This is a genomic window from Sphingobium sp. DEHP117, from assembly GCF_030867385.1.
Taxonomy (GTDB): Bacteria; Pseudomonadota; Alphaproteobacteria; order Sphingomonadales; family Sphingomonadaceae; genus Sphingobium.
In genome coordinates, this window is record NZ_JAPFBJ010000001.1 from 615193 (window position 1) to 631897 (window position 16705).

General features: G+C 63.8%; 17 protein-coding genes. 7 read left to right on the plus strand and 10 right to left on the minus strand.

Features of this window, described 5'->3' with window-relative positions; all coding sequences use genetic code 11:
• Positions 1-34: 34 nt before the first annotated feature.
• From OOT33_RS03050 to OOT33_RS03080, 7 genes are all read left to right on the plus strand, one after another.
• Positions 35-2761: a bifunctional [glutamine synthetase] adenylyltransferase/[glutamine synthetase]-adenylyl-L-tyrosine phosphorylase gene (locus OOT33_RS03050; RefSeq protein ID WP_373690486.1), complete on the plus strand. Its 2727-nt coding sequence runs from the start codon at positions 35-37 to the stop codon at positions 2759-2761.
• 2 nt (positions 2762-2763) lie between these two features.
• Positions 2764-3228, plus strand: coding sequence for a thioredoxin-dependent thiol peroxidase (bcp, locus tag OOT33_RS03055; protein WP_307748531.1), 465 nt, complete (start codon positions 2764-2766; stop codon positions 3226-3228).
• Complete coding sequence (locus tag OOT33_RS03060) at positions 3221-4030, plus strand: DUF455 family protein (RefSeq protein ID WP_307748532.1); 810 nt, start codon at positions 3221-3223, stop codon at positions 4028-4030. Before bcp ends, OOT33_RS03060 begins: the two co-directional genes overlap by 8 nt.
• A gap of 175 nt (positions 4031-4205) precedes the next feature.
• Positions 4206-4880 carry a M23 family metallopeptidase gene (locus OOT33_RS03065; protein WP_373690518.1) on the plus strand — a complete coding sequence of 225 codons (675 nt, stop codon included), beginning with the start codon at positions 4206-4208 and terminating at the stop codon, positions 4878-4880.
• A 77-nt stretch (positions 4881-4957) separates the two neighbouring features.
• Complete coding sequence (gene erpA, locus OOT33_RS03070; protein ID WP_307749277.1) at positions 4958-5284, plus strand: iron-sulfur cluster insertion protein ErpA; 327 nt, start codon at positions 4958-4960, stop codon at positions 5282-5284.
• 19 nt (positions 5285-5303) lie between these two features.
• Positions 5304-6077 carry an exodeoxyribonuclease III gene (gene xth / locus OOT33_RS03075; RefSeq protein WP_307748534.1) on the plus strand — a complete coding sequence of 258 codons (774 nt, stop codon included), beginning with the start codon at positions 5304-5306 and terminating at the stop codon, positions 6075-6077.
• Between the two features lie 82 nt (positions 6078-6159).
• Entirely contained in the window at positions 6160-7515 is a 1356-nt protein-coding gene (locus tag OOT33_RS03080; protein WP_307748535.1) for an arylsulfotransferase family protein, read from the plus strand.
• A gap of 172 nt (positions 7516-7687) precedes the next feature.
• On the opposite strand, the gene OOT33_RS03085 is transcribed toward OOT33_RS03080, so the two are convergent.
• From OOT33_RS03085 to OOT33_RS03130, 10 genes are all read right to left on the minus strand, one after another.
• Positions 7688-8761, minus strand: coding sequence for a flagellar motor protein MotB (locus tag OOT33_RS03085; protein ID WP_307748537.1), 1074 nt, complete (start codon positions 8759-8761; stop codon positions 7688-7690).
• A 3-nt stretch (positions 8762-8764) separates the two neighbouring features.
• Complete coding sequence (motA, locus tag OOT33_RS03090) at positions 8765-9628, minus strand: flagellar motor stator protein MotA (protein WP_307748538.1); 864 nt, start codon at positions 9626-9628, stop codon at positions 8765-8767.
• A gap of 182 nt (positions 9629-9810) precedes the next feature.
• Entirely contained in the window at positions 9811-10656 is an 846-nt protein-coding gene (locus OOT33_RS03095; protein WP_307748539.1) for a flagellin, read from the minus strand.
• A 20-nt stretch (positions 10657-10676) separates the two neighbouring features.
• On the minus strand, positions 10677-12014 hold the full coding sequence (gene flgK, locus OOT33_RS03100) for a flagellar hook-associated protein FlgK (RefSeq protein WP_307748540.1): 1338 nt from the start codon (positions 12012-12014) through the stop codon (positions 10677-10679).
• The gene (locus OOT33_RS03105) at positions 12011-12373 is read right to left on the minus strand and encodes a rod-binding protein (protein WP_307748541.1); all 363 of its coding nucleotides are present in this window, start codon (positions 12371-12373) and stop codon (positions 12011-12013) included. The genes flgK and OOT33_RS03105 overlap by 4 nt, the downstream gene beginning before the upstream one ends.
• On the minus strand, positions 12373-13479 hold the full coding sequence (locus OOT33_RS03110; RefSeq protein ID WP_307748542.1) for a flagellar basal body P-ring protein FlgI: 1107 nt from the start codon (positions 13477-13479) through the stop codon (positions 12373-12375). Before OOT33_RS03110 ends, OOT33_RS03105 begins: the two co-directional genes overlap by 1 nt.
• A gap of 14 nt (positions 13480-13493) precedes the next feature.
• A complete protein-coding gene (locus OOT33_RS03115; RefSeq protein WP_307748543.1) occupies positions 13494-14162 on the minus strand; it encodes a flagellar basal body L-ring protein FlgH in 669 nt (222 codons plus the stop codon).
• Between the two features lie 14 nt (positions 14163-14176).
• Complete coding sequence (gene flgG / locus OOT33_RS03120; RefSeq protein WP_307748544.1) at positions 14177-14965, minus strand: flagellar basal-body rod protein FlgG; 789 nt, start codon at positions 14963-14965, stop codon at positions 14177-14179.
• A gap of 133 nt (positions 14966-15098) precedes the next feature.
• A complete protein-coding gene (locus OOT33_RS03125; RefSeq protein ID WP_307748545.1) occupies positions 15099-15845 on the minus strand; it encodes a flagellar basal body rod protein FlgF in 747 nt (248 codons plus the stop codon).
• 31 nt (positions 15846-15876) lie between these two features.
• The gene (locus OOT33_RS03130) at positions 15877-16701 is read right to left on the minus strand and encodes a flagellar hook-basal body complex protein (protein ID WP_307748547.1); all 825 of its coding nucleotides are present in this window, start codon (positions 16699-16701) and stop codon (positions 15877-15879) included.
• Positions 16702-16705 lie beyond the last annotated feature (4 nt).

Genomic DNA, 16705 nt, shown 5'->3' on the forward strand with positions numbered 1-16705 from the left:
CCCCGGAATCGATAAACCGTGGGATACAGTCTCTATGTCCACCCCCTCATTGCAAAGAGGCAACACCGGCTGGGTGGCAGCGCTGAATCGCGCGCAGGATCATTCACCCTTCCTCATGCAGATGATGCGGCGGCACCCGCAAGTCGCGGCGTTGCTGGAGCGCGGCCAGGCGGATGACGCGCTTCAGGCGGCGCTGGCGATGGGGGGGGATGCGGCCGGCCCTGCCCAAGCCCTGCGCTGGCGGCGCGGCGCAGTGGCGCTGGTCACGGGTATCGCGGATCTTGCGGGCGCATGGGACCTTGAACGGGTTACGCAAACCCTGTCGGATTTTGCCGACTCCGCTGTCGAAGCGGCGCTCGCCGCAGCCTTTGCAGAGCGCTATCCCGATGAGGAGCAACGCGGCTTTGCCGTGATCGCGCTCGGCAAGCATGGCAGCCGGGAACTGAACTACAGCTCCGACATCGATCCTATCCTGCTGTTTGACCCCGCCACCCTGCCGTGCCGTGCCCGCGAAGAGCCGGTGGAGGCGGCGGTGCGGCTGGCCAAGCGCATGGTGGAGCTGCTCTCCGCGCGCGATGGCGATGGCTATGTGTTCCGGGTCGATCTGCGTCTGCGTCCTTCGCCAGAGGCCACGCCGATCGCCCTGCCGGTGGAGGCGGCGATCAGCTATTACGAGAGCATGGCGCTGGGGTGGGAGCAGGCGGCGTTCATTCGCGCTCGGGTGTGCGCCGGTGACAGGGCGTTGGGTGATTATTTCCTCCAGGCGATCCGCCCGTTTATCTGGCGGCGCTCGCTCGATTTCGGGGCGATAGACGCCATTCTCGACATCAGCCGCCGCATCCGCGACCATTATGCCAGCGGGCAGGCGTTCGGCCCCGGATATGACCTCAAGCGCGGGCGTGGGGGCATCCGCGAAGTTGAATTTTTCGCGCAGGTGCATCAGCTGATCCACGGTGGCCGCCAGCCTGCGCTCCGAGTCGGCGCGACGCGTCAGGCGGTGAGGCTGCTGGCGGAGGGGCGCGTCATCGAGCCCGACGTCGCTGCCCGGCTCGATGACGCCTATGCGCTGCTGCGCACGATCGAGCATCGCTTGCAGATGGTGGACGATCGACAGACACATGAAATCCCCGCGAAGGCCGAGGCGCTCGACAATGTGGCGCGCCTGCACGGCCTGGACGAGGGGGAAGACCTGCTCGCGCTGTTGCGCCCGCATATCCAATGGGTGGGCACCAACTACGACCGGCTCAACCCGTTTCAGGCGGAGGAACGCCTGTCGCATGACGAGCGCCTGCTCCCCGAGCAGATCCGCGCACTGGGTTTTGCCGATGTTGCCTCCGTGGCGGAGCGGGTGACGCGCTGGCGCAACGGCTCCGCGCGGGCGCTGCGCAGTGCGGCAGCGATGGAGGCCCTGGAAAAGCTGCTCCCCGACCTGTTGCGCGGTTTTGCAAAGGCGCCGGACCCGGTGCTTGCGATCACCCGGTTCGAGCAACTGGTCGAGCGGCTGCCGACCGCCATCAACTTTTTCAAGCTGCTCGCGGCCAACAAACCGATCGTGCGCCTGTTGGTCGAGGTGCTGAGCTATGCGCCGCCGCTGGCCGAGGCGCTGTCTTATCGTGTCGACCTGCTCGATGGGTTGATCGGCGCATCGGCGCTGGAACCGTTGCCGGACCGCCCGGCGCTGGAGGCGTTGCTGGGCAGGCTGGAGGCGGGCGACGATTATCAGATGCTGCTCGACAATGTGCGCCAGAAGGTGAGCGAGCGCCGCTTCGCACTGGGTGTGCAGGTGATCTGCGGCAAGGGTTCGGTGCTGGAGATTGGCGCGGGCTATGGTAGGCTGGCCGAGGCTGCGGTGCGGGTGCTGGCGCGGGCCACGGTCGAGGAATTCGAGCGCGCGCACGGGCGTGTACCGGGCGGGGAGCTGGTGATCGTAGCATTGGGGCGGCTGGGCGGAGGCGTGCTCACCTACGCGTCCGACCTTGATCTCATCTATCTGTTTACCGGTGATTTTTCAGCCGAGTCTGATGGGCCAAGGCCGCTCGGTGCGACGCAATATTTCAACCGCCTCGCCCAGCGTATCGGCAATGCGCTCAGCGTGCCGACTGCCTCCGGCCCGTTATATGAGATTGACACACGGTTGCGCCCTTTCGGCACGCAAGGGTTGCTCGCGGCGAGTGTCGACAGCTTCGCCCGCTATCAGCGCGAAAACGCCTGGGTGTGGGAGCATCTGGCGCTGACGCGGGCGCGAACGATCTTCGGATCCGAGGCGGCCGGTGCTGCGTTGACCGATGTGATCCACGGGGTGCTGGCCAGCAAGCGGGACGAGGGGGCATTGATCCGCGACGCGGTAAAAATGCGCCGCGACATGGCGAAGCACAAGCCCGCCGCCGGGCCGCTGGACGTCAAGCTGGCGGATGGCGGCCTGGTCGACCTCGAATTTCTGGTGCAGGTGACGCAGCTGCGCTTTGGTGCCGGGCTGCTGCCTGATCTGGGCGCCTCGGTGCGCGCGCTGATTGCGGAAGATCTGCTCCCTTCGGCGCTGGCCGACGCGCATGATCTGCTCACGCGCTATCTCATCGTTTCGCGCCTTGTTTCGCCCGCGTCCACCGAGCCGCCGGAAGCTGCCCGGGCACTGGTGGCCCGGCGCTGTGGCGCGCGAAGCTGGGACGATCTGCTTGCAAGGCTGGACAATGCGCGGCAAGGCGTGGCGGCAAGCTGGGGTGCGATTGTATCCGCCGCCGGACCATCAGACAAGGAGGACTGACGATGCTGCAAGCCGGAGATGTGCTGCCCGACGTGGCTCTGCTCGATGCCGATGGCGCCCCGCTGTCACTTTCACAGTTCCGGGGCAAGCCGGTCGTCGTATATTTTTATCCCAAGGCCGACACGCCCGGCTGCACCAACGAGGCCAAGGATTTCACGGCTCTGGCAGGCGAGTTTGCGGCCCAAGGCGTGCCTGTCGTGGGTATATCGAAGGACAAGCCAGCCAAGCTCGCCAAATTCCGCGACAAATACGGCCTTGGCGTTACGTTGGCGTCGGACGAAGCGGGCGGGGTGTGCGAGGCATTCGGCACCTGGATCGAGAAATCCATGTATGGTCGCAGCTATATGGGTATTGCCCGCGCGACCTTTCTCGTCGGCACGGATGGGGTGATCCTGCGCGTCTGGCCCGCCGTGAAGGTGAAGGGCCATGCCGAAGAGGTGTTGCAGGCGGTGAAGGCGCTTGGCTGAGACTAATCCGCCTCGTTCCGTCGGCGAGGCATGTCGTGACGTACTGTTGGCCGCTCAACCTTTCGCCAAGCTGATGCGGGCGCGGGCGGTAGCACGGGACTGGCGGCTCGGCAGGCTCGCGCATCGTTTTGACGTGGACATGCCGACGCGCCCGGCTCGACCCGCCGTGCCAGAACTCTTGCCGCCCAACCGCATGCCCAAGCGCGGCAAGATGGGGTCCGAGCGCTCCCGCATCGCCATGCTCCATGCGCTCGCCCATATCGAGTTCGTTGCGATCGACCTGGCGTTCGACCTCGTCGGGCGGTTTGGCGGAGGCTTCCCGCCGGAGTTTGTAGACGACTGGCTTCGTGTCGGCGCGGAGGAGGCGATGCACTTCGCGTTGCTGGACAGGAGGCTGCGGCAGATGGGTAGCCATTATGGCGCGCTGCCCGCGCATGACGGGCTTTGGGAGGCAGCGGAAGAGACGGCGCATGATGCGCTCGCGCGACTTGCGGTGGTGCCCATGGTGCTCGAAGCCCGCGCGCTCGATATCACGCCGGCCACGGTAAAGCGGTTCGCCGACGCTGGCGATGCCACTTCCGCGCGCGCGTTAACGCGAATCATGACGGATGAGATTCGTCATGTGGCGGCGGGGACGAGGTGGTTCAACTGGTCGACGAAGCGATTGGGCCTTGATGCCCCCAATCATTACCAAATGCTTGTAAACCGCCATTTTCGGGGTGCGCTCAAACCCCCATTCAACGACTCAGCGCGTCGACAGGCCGGTTTAACGCGAGATTATTACATACTGCTTGCCTATTAACTCTTGTCTGGCAGACATGGTTCCGGGGGCGGATCAAGAACCGCTGCACATTTTAAAACAAGGCGTCAGGCACCAAGCTTGGCGGGTATAGGGTCGCATGTCTGAATCATTTTTGAAGAGTGTCGTGACGAAGGCGACCCAATTTGACCGCGTGACGCGATGGGTGAAAGGGACGATGGCTCTGCTGGCCTTCGGCATCTGCACCGCCGCCATGCCCGCCCACGCCAGCACTCTTACCGACGCCGACGACGATCCCTATAGCGATGATCTTTCCGCCGCCTCCCAGAGCGGAGACGCAACCTTCGCCAACCTCTTTTCCAGCTGGAAGCAAATGGACAATGCCGGTGTCGTGACGCCGCGCTCCACCGTCTATGTGCCGGTCGGCCGCCCGGTCGATGATCTGGCGCTCACCAGTAACTATGGCGTACGTTCCGATCCGTTCACGGGCCATGCGCGCATGCACAAGGGCATCGACATTCCCGGCCCGGTGGGCACGCCGGTCTATGCGACGGCAGACGGCATCGTGAACCGCTCCGAATGGATGAACGGCTACGGCAATCTCGTCGAGATCGCGCATGGCAACGACACCCAGACGCGCTATGGCCACCTCTCCAAGCTGCTGGTGCAGCCCAATGAGCGCGTGCGCCGCGGCCAGCTGATCGGCCTGATGGGGTCCACCGGCCGCTCTACCGGCAGCCACCTGCATTATGAAATCCGCGTTGCCGGCGAGGCGATCAACCCGCTGCCGTTCGTGACCGGATCCGAGCGCGCCATGGCGGTCAACAGCCGTCGTCGCAACAATGTCGCGTTGGGCGGTCCAACGCCGCGTGACGAAAAGGCGGTCAAGTAACGGCGCAGGGACAGATGGGCGCCGCCATTGCGCCTGCCGCACTTGCCCCGATCCCTGCCGTGCCCTATCTTGATGGCATGACCGACATTGTCCTTACACCCTCTGCGGCCAAGCGCGTCGCCTTCATCGCCGACAAGCAAGCCAAGCCGGCGATTTTGCGCCTTGCGGTGGAGGGGGGAGGATGCTCCGGCTTTCAGTATCGCTTCGGGCTTGCGGATACGGTCGACGCCGAGGATTGCGCGGTCGAGACGGATGGCGTGACGCTGGTCGTAGATCCGGTAAGCCTTGATCTGGTGCGCGGCGCAGCGGTCGATTATGTCGAGGATCTGGGCGGGGCCGCGTTCAAGGTGACGAATCCCAACGCCGTCGCAGGTTGCGGCTGCGGCTCCAGCTTCTCCGTATAGCGCTTGCAGCTTCCGCCCTGTGCGCATCGCCACGTTCAACATCAACGGCATCAAGGCCCGCCTGCCACGGCTGATCGAATGGCTGGAGGAGACCCAGCCGGATGTTGCGTGCCTGCAGGAGATCAAGACCTCGGACGACACCTTTCCGGTGAAGGACATCGAGGCGGCGGGCTATGGCGCGATCTGGCACGGGCAGAAGGGCTTCAACGGGGTTGCGGTCCTCGCGCGCGGCACTGTTCCGGTGGAGGTACGGCGCGGGCTTGAGGGCGAAGCAGAGGACGAACATAGCCGCTATCTCGAGGCGGATGTGATGGGTATGCGCGTGGCATCGATCTATCTCCCCAACGGCAACCCGGTTCCCGGCCCGAAATTCGATTATAAGTTGCGTTGGATGAAGCGCCTGCGGGCCCGCGCGGCGGAGATTTGGGCTGAAGAGGTGCCGGCGGTGCTTGCGGGGGATTATAATGTGATCCCCTATGATCGCGATGTATTCTCCGTGTCGGCAATGGCCGACGATGCGTTGATGCAGCCCGAGAGCCGGGCCGCGTTTCGCGCGCTGACCGGCGATGGCTGGACCGATGCGCTGGCCGCGCGCCACCCCGGAGGCGGCGTGTGGACCTATTGGGATTATCAGGCCGCCGCCTGGCCGCGCAATGCGGGTTTTCGCATCGATCATCTGCTGCTTTCGCCCAGTGCTGCCGACCGCCTGACCGATGCGCAGGTCGACAAGGAGTATCGCGGACGCGAAAAGGCGAGCGATCACGCGCCGACCTGGGCTGAATTTGCTGATTAGCATGCATTAATTTGGTTAGCGGGGATGCCTTGGGCAAAGGAATTGGCTAGACCGTCCGCAATAGTTGTTCAGGGTCGCATTGATGGAAAAATTCCTCTTCTCCAAGGTTGAGAGGTGGCTGGTGCTCGCGCTGATGTTGCTCGGTGCGGTCTTTTGCATTGGCTTTGGCTATCTCGTCCTCGATTCCGGGCGTGACCCGGCCCATCATCCCACCGCTTCCGCCATCGCCCGCAATATTGCCGAGGTTCCGGACACGTTTCTAAGGCTGGTGGGCAAGGATACCGTGCTGTTGGCTCAGCCTGACCGCCTTGTTGCGGCCAAGCCGACGGGGTGGAGCTTCCCGCAGGGGCGCCCCACAGGTCCATCGGGCTATCTGCTGCTCAGCCGCTATGACGGCACGGCGCGGCGACATGCGATCGAGCTGGTATCGTTGCCGGATATGCGGACCCGGCACCGCTGGGTGCTCGACGCCGATACCTTGCTGCGCGATGTGCACCACATCTCGCGTTTTTCGGACAGTCAGAACTGGAACCAAACGCATTTCCGCCAGATCCACCCGTGGATGGCGGAAAACGGCGATCTGATCGTCAAGGATCATTACTCGCCGCTGGAGCGGGTGGATGCGTGCGGCAACCCGAAGTGGGTGATCGATTCGCAGATATTCCACCACTCGACGGAGCCTGATGCCGACGGCAATCTCTGGATACCCTCGCTGGCGGAGAAGCACAGTATCCCGAGGATCAAGGACAGCTTCCGCGAGGACGTGATCTCCAAGGTCTCTCCGCAAGGCAAGGTGCTCTATACCCATTCGGTTCCGCAGATGCTGATGCGCCACGGCTATACCAACTGGCTGTTCGCCACCGAGATGTACAACGACGACCCTACCCATCTCAACGACATCGAGCCGGTGTTGAGCGACGGGCCATACTGGAAGAAGGGCGACGTTTTCCTCAGTCTTCGCAACATTTCGACGATCCTGCTCTATCGCCCGTCGACCGGGCAGATCGTCTGGCTGAAGCGTGGGCCGTGGATGTCTCAGCATGACGTGGACATTCTCGATGACCACCGCATCAGCATCTACGACAATGAGGGGCAGGACCGGGGTAAGGTGTATTTCGTCGACGGCCATTCCAGCATCAAGGTGTATGACTTCGCCGACGACAGCGTGACCAACATTCACGAGGACGCGATGAAGGCGAACAACATTCGCACGACGACGGCGGGCCTCTATACGGCGCTGCCCGGCGGCTATGCGCTGATCGAGGATGTGACAAATGCCCGCATGTTTTTCCTGCGCCCCGATGGCCGCGTCAGCGCCGATTATGTGAATCGCGCCGAGGATGGCTCCGTCTATCATCTGGGGTGGAGCCGGTTCATCCCCAAGGTAGAAGGCGACCGCGCGCTTGCTGCTTTGACCAAGGCCAGGTGCGCGAGTTAAACCAGCCTAGGGGCTGTGGGGATTCAGCCCATATAGGCCTGCAAAGCGCTATTTTCTGCGCTTCGGTGCTCACGTACCTTTGAGTACGCTGCGCTCCGATGCTCGAAAATCCCCCTTTTGCCCTGCGGTCGCCTGCGGCCCCGGCTCCATCTGACCTGAATCCCCACAGCCCCTAGTGGGCCTTTTTGTGGCCCTGCTTGCCAGAAGTTGCCGGTGGCGCATTGATGATGGTCGCGCCCGTGGGCAAGGCGGTGCTGCCCATATCAAATTGAGCTATAGCGGGGTTCGTCCGCTTGGCAGGAGTGGCGTCCTGCGCGATCACCGCCCTGTCGTCCGATGACGTATCGTCCGCGTCGTCCAGATCCGGTAGGTCGGCGCCCGCGCTCCAGGCGAGGATGACGGACATGCGCCGGTTGCGCGGATCGTAGAGATCGCCGGGGATATAAGGCTCACGGTCCGCCACGCCCTCGATCTTCGCGAAGCGTGCATTGGGGATGCCGCGCTCGGCAAAGGCCTTGCGGGTCGCCTCCGCGCGGGAGGATGAGAGCATCCAGTTGTTCATGCTGCGCCCGCTGGAATAGGGCAGACCATCGGTGTGGCCGCGCACGATCACGTCGTTGGGAACGCCCGCGATCACCTGGGCAACCTCGGCGACCAGCGCGCGCGCCTGCGGCAGCAGCCGATCCGTGCCCATGCCGAACATCGCGAAGTCGGCTTCGTCGATCAGGTCAATGCGCAGCCCTTCGCGCGTTTCGGTGAAGCGCACATTCTTGAGCATTTTGCGCAGTGCCGGGTCATTCGCCAGCTTGGCCTCCAACTTTGCCTTGACCGCGCGGAATTGTGCCATGTCCTTGTCTCGCGCCTTCGCGCGATCCTTGGACTTGTCCGCCCCGCTCGTTTCCCTGGGGATGGTAATGGAAAGGCTGCCCTGGCCGCCGCTGGTGGGGTAGTTTTCCTTGCCCTCCATGCTGTCGCCGCCCAGCAGGCCGTTCGATCCGGCGCTGCCTTCCTTCATTTCGACGAGAGTGGGCGTGAAATAGTCGGCCAGCCCCTTGCGCTGTTGCTCGGTGGTGGCGCCGAGCAGCCACATCAGCAGGAAAAACGCCATCATCGCCGTCACGAAGTCCGCATAGGCGACCTTCCACGCGCCGCCATGATGGCCGCCGTGCCCGTCGACTATGATTTTCTTGACGATGATCGGCCGTGGTTCCGGCTCGTTCACCTGGCGCTTGTTGCCCCCAGCCATGGCTTACTTGCCCCGCATCCCGTCAAACACCTCGGCGAAGGCGGGCTGATTGGCGTGTGTGAGGCTGGAGCGAGCGGCTTCGATCACCAGCGGCTGCGGATGGCCGTGGAGCGAGGCGACGATGATCTGCTTCACCACATGATAGATGGCGGCATCCGCCTCGATCACCGCGCGGCAGCGATTGGCGAAGGGACCCACGAGGCCGTAGGCCAGCAACACGCCGAGAAACGTACCGACGAGCGCCGAACCGATCATCGCGCCGAGGATGGCGGGCGGCTGGTCAATCGAGCCCATGGTCTTGACCACGCCCAACACCGCCGCGACGATGCCCAGCGCCGGCAGCGCGTCTGCCAGACCCTGAAGATTGTCGGCCGGGCGCACGGCTTCGTGATGATGCGTCTTGAGGCCGTTATCCATCACTTCTTCGACCGCATGCGGATCGAGCGTGCCGGATGACACGACGACGAGGCGCAGCGTATCGCAAATGAGGTTGGTGAGGCCGTGATCCTTGGCCAGCCGGGGATATTCATTGAACACCGACGACGAGTGTGGATCCTCGATATGCGGCTCCAATGCCACCGGGCCTTCCACGCGCAGCATCTTCATCAGCTTTGACACGAGAAAGATGCAGTCGAGAAAATCCTGCTTCTTGTATTTCGGTCCCTTGAAAACCTTGGCGAGGCCGCCGCCCAGTGCCTTGAGGTCCGCGCCGCTGTTGCCGATGATGAGCGCGCCGACGGCAGCGCCGCCGATGATCAGCATTTCGTGGGGCAGGGCGTGCAGCACCGGGCCGATGTCGCCGCCGGTAAAGATGAACCCGCCGAATACCATGGCGAGCAGAACGACGATGCCGATGATGGCGAACATGCTTTACCCCGTGCAACAGATCTTTTGCTTGTCGGCGCCGACCGACGCGTAACATGCTATAGAACGGCGCGTTTCAGATATGGTTTAGCGGGATGGTTACTCAGGCGTTTACCAGCCGATACAGCAAGGGCGCGGGTGGCTCTCGAGCCTCCGCGCCCTCAAATCATGAGCCGGTGAGTGCTTCAGCTGATCAGATCGAACAGCGTCTGGCGGTTGATCCGCGCGAAGGCCGCCTGCGCCGCCTCCAGCGACAGCAGATTCGCGTTGATGCGGGCCAGCGTTTCGGTGAGATCCGTGTCTTCCAGCCCCGAACGGCGCTCCTTGAGGTCAAGCTGGATGCTCGTATTCTGGCCCTTCGCGGTGTCCAGCCGGTCGCTGCGAATGCCTTGAACCGATTGCTGGAGGATGACGTGGTTCAGCCCCGCGTCGGTGGAGGTCAGCGCGGCGTTGAGCGCGGTCTGGGTGCCAGCGTTGACGGCGTTGTAGGCCTCAAGCAGGATATCGTCGAGCGTGCGCGATACGCTGTTTACCATGATACCCGATTCGACGCTCTGGCGCGTGCCCACCGCCTCAAGCGTCAGCCCGCGCGAGACCGGAACCATTGTGGGGGTGGTATCGTCGAAGATAGCAACGCCCTGATAGTCTTTCTCGTTGAGCAGATCGTAGGTGCTGGTACGGATCGCCGAGAGCTCCGCCAGCACAGCCGCCTTGCCCGCGGCATCAAGCGTGGAGGTGGAAGCCCGGACCAGAAGTTCGCGCGCGCGGATGAACTGGGTGTTCATTTCGTGCAGGTTGGTCTCGGCCTTGTCCGACCGCCCGACGGCGTACGAGATATTGTCCGCCCATGCGCCATTTTGGGCCTGCGCCCGGCCTATGTCCGAGATCTGCACCCAGGCCTGAGGATCGTCCGACGGGCGATTGATTTTCTTGTGGCTCGACACCGCAGCCTGATCGGCCGCAATGGCCTGCGAAAGGCGCTGTTGGCGGCGGATTTCATCGGCCATCGCCTGTGTCGTCATCGCTACCATGGTTCAAACCCTTCTCATGCTCAGGACAACCGCAAAATGGTGTCCGCGATTTCCTTGGCGGCCTGAATTATCTTCGCGGCAGCCTGATAGGCCTGCTGTGTGCGCAATAGATCCGCCGCCTCGCGGTCGAGGTCGACGCCGCTCACGCGCTCTCGCGCAGACCGGGCGGTTTCATCGCGCAGTTCTGCTGCTTCCTGCTCGGCCTGGGCCGTGCTGAGGGTGGAGGCCTGGCTGGCGATCAGCGCGGTCCAGCCCTTTTCCACACTGCTGTTGCCGCGCGTGGTGCCGATGTTCAGCAGATTGCCGTTCGGGCGGCCGTCCGACGTCTTTGCAGCGATCTGGGTGATGTTGCCGATGGAGGTGGCGAGGCTCGCTGCCGTAGTGCCCACCGAAAACAGCGCGCCGCCGGCCGCGTTGGCATCGGTGAGGCCCTGTGCATGCCAGGCGTTCATGTCTGTCGAGAATTGCACGGCGAGCGTATCGAGGCTGTCCAGCCGCTGGCGCGCCAGTGTCGCGCTGGCGAATGCGCCGCCGAGCAGGCCGTCCGCAGGAGTAGCGGTAGCCACACCGTTGAGGCGGAAGGTGAGGGTGCCGTTGGCGTTTTGCAGCGTATCGAAGCTGCTGGCCGTGTTGCCTTGCAGGATCGTGCTGCCGTTATAGGTCAGGATCGCATCGTCATTGGGGCCGAAGCTGATGCCGACATTCAGGCGTTGCGTGATCTTGGTGAGTTCCGCGTCGCGATTGTCCATCAGCTGGGCGTAGTTGGCGGTGCCGGGTTGCGAGCGCAGCAAATCCTCATTGATGCGGGTCAGCGCCGTCAGGCTGTCGTTGACGATCGTGGTGTCGTTTTGCGCGGTGGTGAACGTGCCCTGCATCACCGTGGTCAGGCCGTCCGAGCTACGGTGGAAGGCGTTCACAACCTGGTCCATCGTGTAGATCATGTTGGTGCGCAGTGCGGTATCGGTGGGGCTGGCGGCGAGCTTGTCGATCGCGCCATACATGGTGTTGAGCGTGCCGCCTACGCCGAGCGCGTCGTCACCCAGCGCGGTTTCCATGTCCGAAAGCCAGCGCACGCGCGAATTGGCATAGCCCAATGCGGTGCCGGTCTGGCGCGCGGCGGCATCGAGATAGATATCATTGGCGCGGTCGACGCTGACGATCTCCGACCCGCCGAAGCTGGCGCGCGGCACATAGAGCGGTTCGCTCGACGCCGCCACGGAGGATTCCTGCAGCAGCACAGTGCGGCGGTTGTAGTTCTGGGTGTTCGCGTTGGCGATATTGTCTGCGATCGCGCCCATCTGCGCGCGCATGCTGCGCAGGCCAGAGGAGCCGATGGAAAAAAGGTCGGCTGAGCTCATGGCGCGCTATCCTGGGCTGCGGGCGCGGGTGCGCCGAGGGCGATTTCCGGCCGGGCGGTAAGGGCAGGGTCGCTCACGCGCGCTCCGAACTGGCGGATCAGCAGCTCGGCAATGCCGAACTTGCCGGTTTGCGCCATGTTCTCCGCCGTCTTGGCATCCGCCATGTCGCGAAACTGCTCGGTCGCCTGATTGTCGAAAATGCCTTCGCTGATGCTCGACGCGCGCATCGCACCGATCATCTGGCGCAGGAAGATGCTCTCGAACGCCTGCGCCGCCTTGACCAGCGCCGGATCGCGCGCGGGCGCGGCCTGCTGTGCCGTGGCGTTGAGGGCAATTCCTGTCGTCGTGCCGATATCCATCAGATCACCACCAGTTCCGCCTTCATCGCGCCCGCCTGCTTCAGGGCTTCGAGGATGGCGACCATGTCTGCAGGCGAAGCGCCGATTGCGTTCAGCCCTTTCACTATATCGGCAAGATTCGCGCCTCCTTTAAAATCTATTACCGGGCGCTTCTCTTCCTCGACCTTGATCGAGCTGGATGGCTCCACCGCCGTCTCGCCCTTGGAGAAGGGCGCGGGCTGCACGATGCGCGGTGCTTCCTGCACGCTGACCGTCAGCTTGCCGTGCGCGATGGCGGCAGGCGCGATCCGCACAGCGCCGTTGATGACGACGGTGCCGGTGCGCGCGTTGACGATCACCTTGGCGGGTGCATCAGCGGGCTTGACGACGATGTTCTCTATGAGTCCCATCATCATGATGCGGCCCTCCGCGCCCGGCTGCGCGTCGATCTGGATCGTCACGGCGTCCATCGCGCGGGCGCGCTTGTCACCGAAGGCGAGGTTGATTGCATCGGCCACGCGCAGGGCGGTGGTGAGGTCTGCCTCGGCGAGATTGAAATCGAGCTTGGGCGCGGTGTCGAACCCGGTAGCCACCGCCTGTTCAACCGTCGCGCCGCCGGGAATGCGCCCGGCAGACGGAATGTTGACCGAGACCTGGCTGCCGTCGGACCCCGAAACGCCCAAGCCGCCGACTTCGAGGTTGCCCTGCGCCATCGCGTAAATCTGGCCGTCCGCGCCGCGTAAAGGCATCATGACGAGCGTGCCGCCGCGCAGCGACTTGGCCTTGCCGAGCGCCGAGACGGTGATGTCGAGCCGCTGGCCGGGCTTGGCGAACGGGGGAAGCTCGGCCGTGACCATCACAGCCGCCGCGTTCTTGAGCGAAGGGTTGACGCCGGGCGGAAGTGTCAGGCCGAAGCGCGAGATCACGCCCTTCATGCCCTGCGACGAATATTCGAGGCTGTCGTCGCCCGTACCCGCGAGGCCGACGACGATGCCATAGCCCGTCAGCTGGTTGGGGCGCACCCCCTGGAATGTGCCCAGATCCTTGATGCGCTCCGCATGGGCAGGCGCGCTCGCAAGCGCGGCCAGAGCCATGAGGGGGAGCAGGAAGAGGCGGAGAAGCGTCATGGGGTTTCTATCCATCAGAAGGGGCTGAGCATGCTGAAGAAGCGCTGGAGCCAGCCCTGGCGGCTGGCGCGAGCGATCTCGCCCTTGCCGGTGTAGGTGATCTTTGCGTCCGCGACACGGGTGGAGAGTACCTTGTTATCAGGCGATATATCCGCCTGCCGTACCAGCCCCGCGATCTGGATGAATTCGTCGCCGCGGTTGAGCGTCAGCGCCTTCTGCCCGCGCACCAGCATGGTGCCGTTGGGGAACAGACGGGCGACCGTGACGGTGATCTCGCCGTTCAGGCTGTTGGACTGGCTTGCCGCGCCGGTGCCCTTGAAGCTCTGTGTACCGCTCGATGCAATGTCGGTCGACTTGAGGAGGCCCGACAGCGGCCCGGTGCTCGGCGGCGTCAGGCCGATGCTGCCGTCGCGCGCGGTATTGGCGGCGGTGCTCTTCGATGCCTGCGTGCTTTCGACGAGCTGGATGGTGATGATGTCGCCGACCATGGCCGCGCGCGCGCCGCTGGTGAGCGGGGCATAGCCGTTCACCGCCTGAAAGATGCTGCCGTTCGGGGCCATGCCTTCTGGCGCGGGCTGCGAATAGGTGGGGGTATAATCCAGCGCTTCCTTCTTCTTGCCCGCCAAAGCAGGCGAGGAAAGCAGAAGGGCGGAGCTGAACAGCAGTAATGCGGAAGGGCGCATGATACGGGCTATCCTCACAACTGCTGGTTCACATATTGCAGCATTTCATCGGTCGACTTGATCATCTTGCTGTTGACCTCATAGGCGCGCTGCGTCTCGATCATGTCGACCAGCTCCTCGACGATGTTGACGTTGGAGCCTTCGAGGCTGCCCTGCTTGATCGTGCCGCGCCCGTCGAGACCGGCCGCGCCGACCTGCGGCGCGCCGCTCGCTGCCGTCTCCAGCAACACGTTGCCGCCAACCGATTGCAGGCCCGCCGGGTTGGCGAAGCTGGCAAGCTCGATCTGCCCGAGTTCGGTGGGGGCGCTCTGGCCTGCAAGTACGGCGGAGACGGTGCCATCATTGCCGATGGAGATCGAGATGACGCCATCGGGCACCTGAATCTGCGGGATCAGGGGCAAGCCATCAGAGCTGACGAGCGTGCCTTCCGCCGTGCGGCTGAAATTGCCGTCGCGGGTGTAGCCGATCGCGCCGTCAGGCCGCTGAACCTGGAAATAGCCGCCGCCCTCGATCGCGAGATCGAGCGCGTTGCCGGTATTTTGCAGCGTGCCCTGCGTGTCGATGCGACTGGTGCCCGCAAGCGAGACGCCGGTGCCGAGCGAGAGGCCGGTCGCGAACTTGTTCTGGCTGTCCGACGCGGAGCCTGCGGCGATCAGCTGCTGATAGGCGAGCGTCTCAAAGTTCGCGCGGTCTTTCTTGAAGCCGGTGGTGTTCACGTTCGCGAGGTTGTTCGCGATCACCTGCATCTTGGTGTTCTGCGCATCAAGCCCGGTGCGGGCGACGTGGAGTGCGGCGTTGGTCATGGAATGGTAGTCCTTCGTTTCATTTCATGATCCCCTCACGGGGATGGTCGGTTCCGGCCCTCTCCCCCTCCCAACCTCCCGACAGGGTAAACTATTGGGAGGTTGGGAGGGGGAGAGGGCTGGCGCCGCTACATTAAGATCCAGGCAACTTCATGAGGCTGGCGCCGCCGTCGTCGATCTGTTTTGCTGTGTCGATCATCTTCACCTGCGTTTCCCAGGCGCGACTGGCCTCGATCATCTGCACGAGCATTTCGGTGGCGTTGACGTTCGATCCTTCGAGCGAACCGCCGGTTACGCGGGCAAGCGGATCGTCAGGCAGCACGCCGCCGTTCACCTCGCGGAACAGGCCGTCCAGCCCTTTGGCGATCTGGGACCCCTTGGGATTGGCGAGCTTGAGCCTGTCGATCTGCTGCGGCGATTTGGGGTCGCCGCCCTGCGGAACGATGGAGATACTGCCGTCCTTGGCAATCACGATGCTGTCATAAGGCGGGAGGGTGATCGGCCCGGAATTGCCGATCACGGGGAGTCCATCCCCCGTGGTCAGCAGGCCGCTGTCTGACAGCTGAAGGTCGCCCCGCCGCGTATAGGCCTCGCTGCCGTCGGTCGCCTGCACGGTGAGGAATGCCTCCCCGTTGACGGCGACGTCGAGCGGATTGCCGGTCGAGACGACGGAGCCTTCCTTCATGTCGGCGCCCAGCACCTGCTCGCCCGCCTGGGCGCGTGTCCGAAAGGTCTGGCCGTCGATCCACACCGTGTTGGCATTGGCGATTTCCGCGCGAAAGCCGGTGGTGTTGGCGTTGGCGAGATTGTTCGCGATCGTGCTCTGGCGCGAAAGCGCCGCGCGCATCGCCGTGAGAGCGGTATCGACCAATCTGTCCATGGTTCAGACCCTTCGGATGCTCAAGTCAGGTTTAGCTGCGCAGGTTCACGATCGCGTTCGAGATGGTCGACGCGGTTTCGATCGCCTTGGCGTTCGCCTGGAAGTTGCGCTGGGCGGAGATGAGCGCCACCAGCTCTTCCGTCAGGTCGACGTTGGAGCGTTCGAGCGCGCCCGAGCGGATCGCGCCGTAAAGACCGGCGTTCGCGGCGCCATAAACCGGCGCGCCCGATTGCAGCGTCGCTTCCCAGTGCGCGTCGCCTTTCTGGCGCAGACCCTCGTTGGACGGGAACGCCGCCATCGCGATCTGGCCCAGAACCTGGGTGGTCGAGTCCGCGAAGGTGGCCGTCACGGTGCCATCCACCGTCACGCCGACGGAAGAGAGCTGGATCGTCGGCGCACCGGGTTTGGTCAGCGGGATCTGGAGGTCGGTCTGCGTAGCCATGTTGATGCTGCTGGTTGCCGTGTTATAGGGAAACACCTGCAAGCGGCCACCGACCGTGTCCACCACGTTACGGTTGTCATCGAGCGAGAACGCACCGTTACGGGTATAGCTGACCTGCAGCGTCGGCGGCGGGGTCTTCACGGTGAAGAAGGCTTCACCGGTGATCGCGAGGTCGAGCGTCTTGTCGGTGGTTTCAACCGTACCCTGCGTGAACTGCTGCTGGATGCCGGTGATGCGCGTACCCTGACCCGCGACCTGCGTGGTCGTCTGCATCGGCGCGGCGGCGAAGATGTCACCGAAGTTGGTGCGGCTCTTCTTGAACGCGGTCGAGTTCACGTTGGCGACGTTGTTCGAAACGGTCGCGAGGTCAGACTGCGCCGCTTTGAGGCCGGTGAGTGAGGTATAAAAGGACATGGAC

Excerpts from the sequence above, each read along its gene's own strand:
- bcp (WP_307748531.1), top strand. The coding sequence starts at position 2,764 with ATGCTGCAAGCCGGAGATGTGCTGCCCGACGTGGCTCTGCTCGATGCC.
- OOT33_RS03130 (WP_307748547.1), bottom strand. The coding sequence starts at position 16,701 with ATGTCCTTTTATACCTCACTCACCGGCCTCAAAGCGGCGCAGTCTGAC.
- flgG (WP_307748544.1), bottom strand. The coding sequence starts at position 14,965 with ATGACCAACGCCGCACTCCACGTCGCCCGCACCGGGCTTGATGCGCAG.
- OOT33_RS03115 (WP_307748543.1), bottom strand. The coding sequence starts at position 14,162 with ATGCGCCCTTCCGCATTACTGCTGTTCAGCTCCGCCCTTCTGCTTTCC.
- OOT33_RS03110 (WP_307748542.1), bottom strand. The coding sequence starts at position 13,479 with ATGACGCTTCTCCGCCTCTTCCTGCTCCCCCTCATGGCTCTGGCCGCG.
- erpA (WP_307749277.1), top strand. The coding sequence starts at position 4,958 with ATGACCGACATTGTCCTTACACCCTCTGCGGCCAAGCGCGTCGCCTTC.
- OOT33_RS03085 (WP_307748537.1), bottom strand. The coding sequence starts at position 8,761 with ATGGCTGGGGGCAACAAGCGCCAGGTGAACGAGCCGGAACCACGGCCG.
- OOT33_RS03065 (WP_373690518.1), top strand. The coding sequence starts at position 4,206 with ATGGCTCTGCTGGCCTTCGGCATCTGCACCGCCGCCATGCCCGCCCAC.
- flgK (WP_307748540.1), bottom strand. The coding sequence starts at position 12,014 with ATGAGCTCAGCCGACCTTTTTTCCATCGGCTCCTCTGGCCTGCGCAGC.
- OOT33_RS03050 (WP_373690486.1), top strand. The coding sequence starts at position 35 with ATGTCCACCCCCTCATTGCAAAGAGGCAACACCGGCTGGGTGGCAGCG.
- OOT33_RS03095 (WP_307748539.1), bottom strand. The coding sequence starts at position 10,656 with ATGGTAGCGATGACGACACAGGCGATGGCCGATGAAATCCGCCGCCAA.
- OOT33_RS03125 (WP_307748545.1), bottom strand. The coding sequence starts at position 15,845 with ATGGACAGATTGGTCGATACCGCTCTCACGGCGATGCGCGCGGCGCTT.
- OOT33_RS03080 (WP_307748535.1), top strand. The coding sequence starts at position 6,160 with ATGGAAAAATTCCTCTTCTCCAAGGTTGAGAGGTGGCTGGTGCTCGCG.
- motA (WP_307748538.1), bottom strand. The coding sequence starts at position 9,628 with ATGTTCGCCATCATCGGCATCGTCGTTCTGCTCGCCATGGTATTCGGC.
- OOT33_RS03105 (WP_307748541.1), bottom strand. The coding sequence starts at position 12,373 with ATGGATATCGGCACGACGACAGGAATTGCCCTCAACGCCACGGCACAG.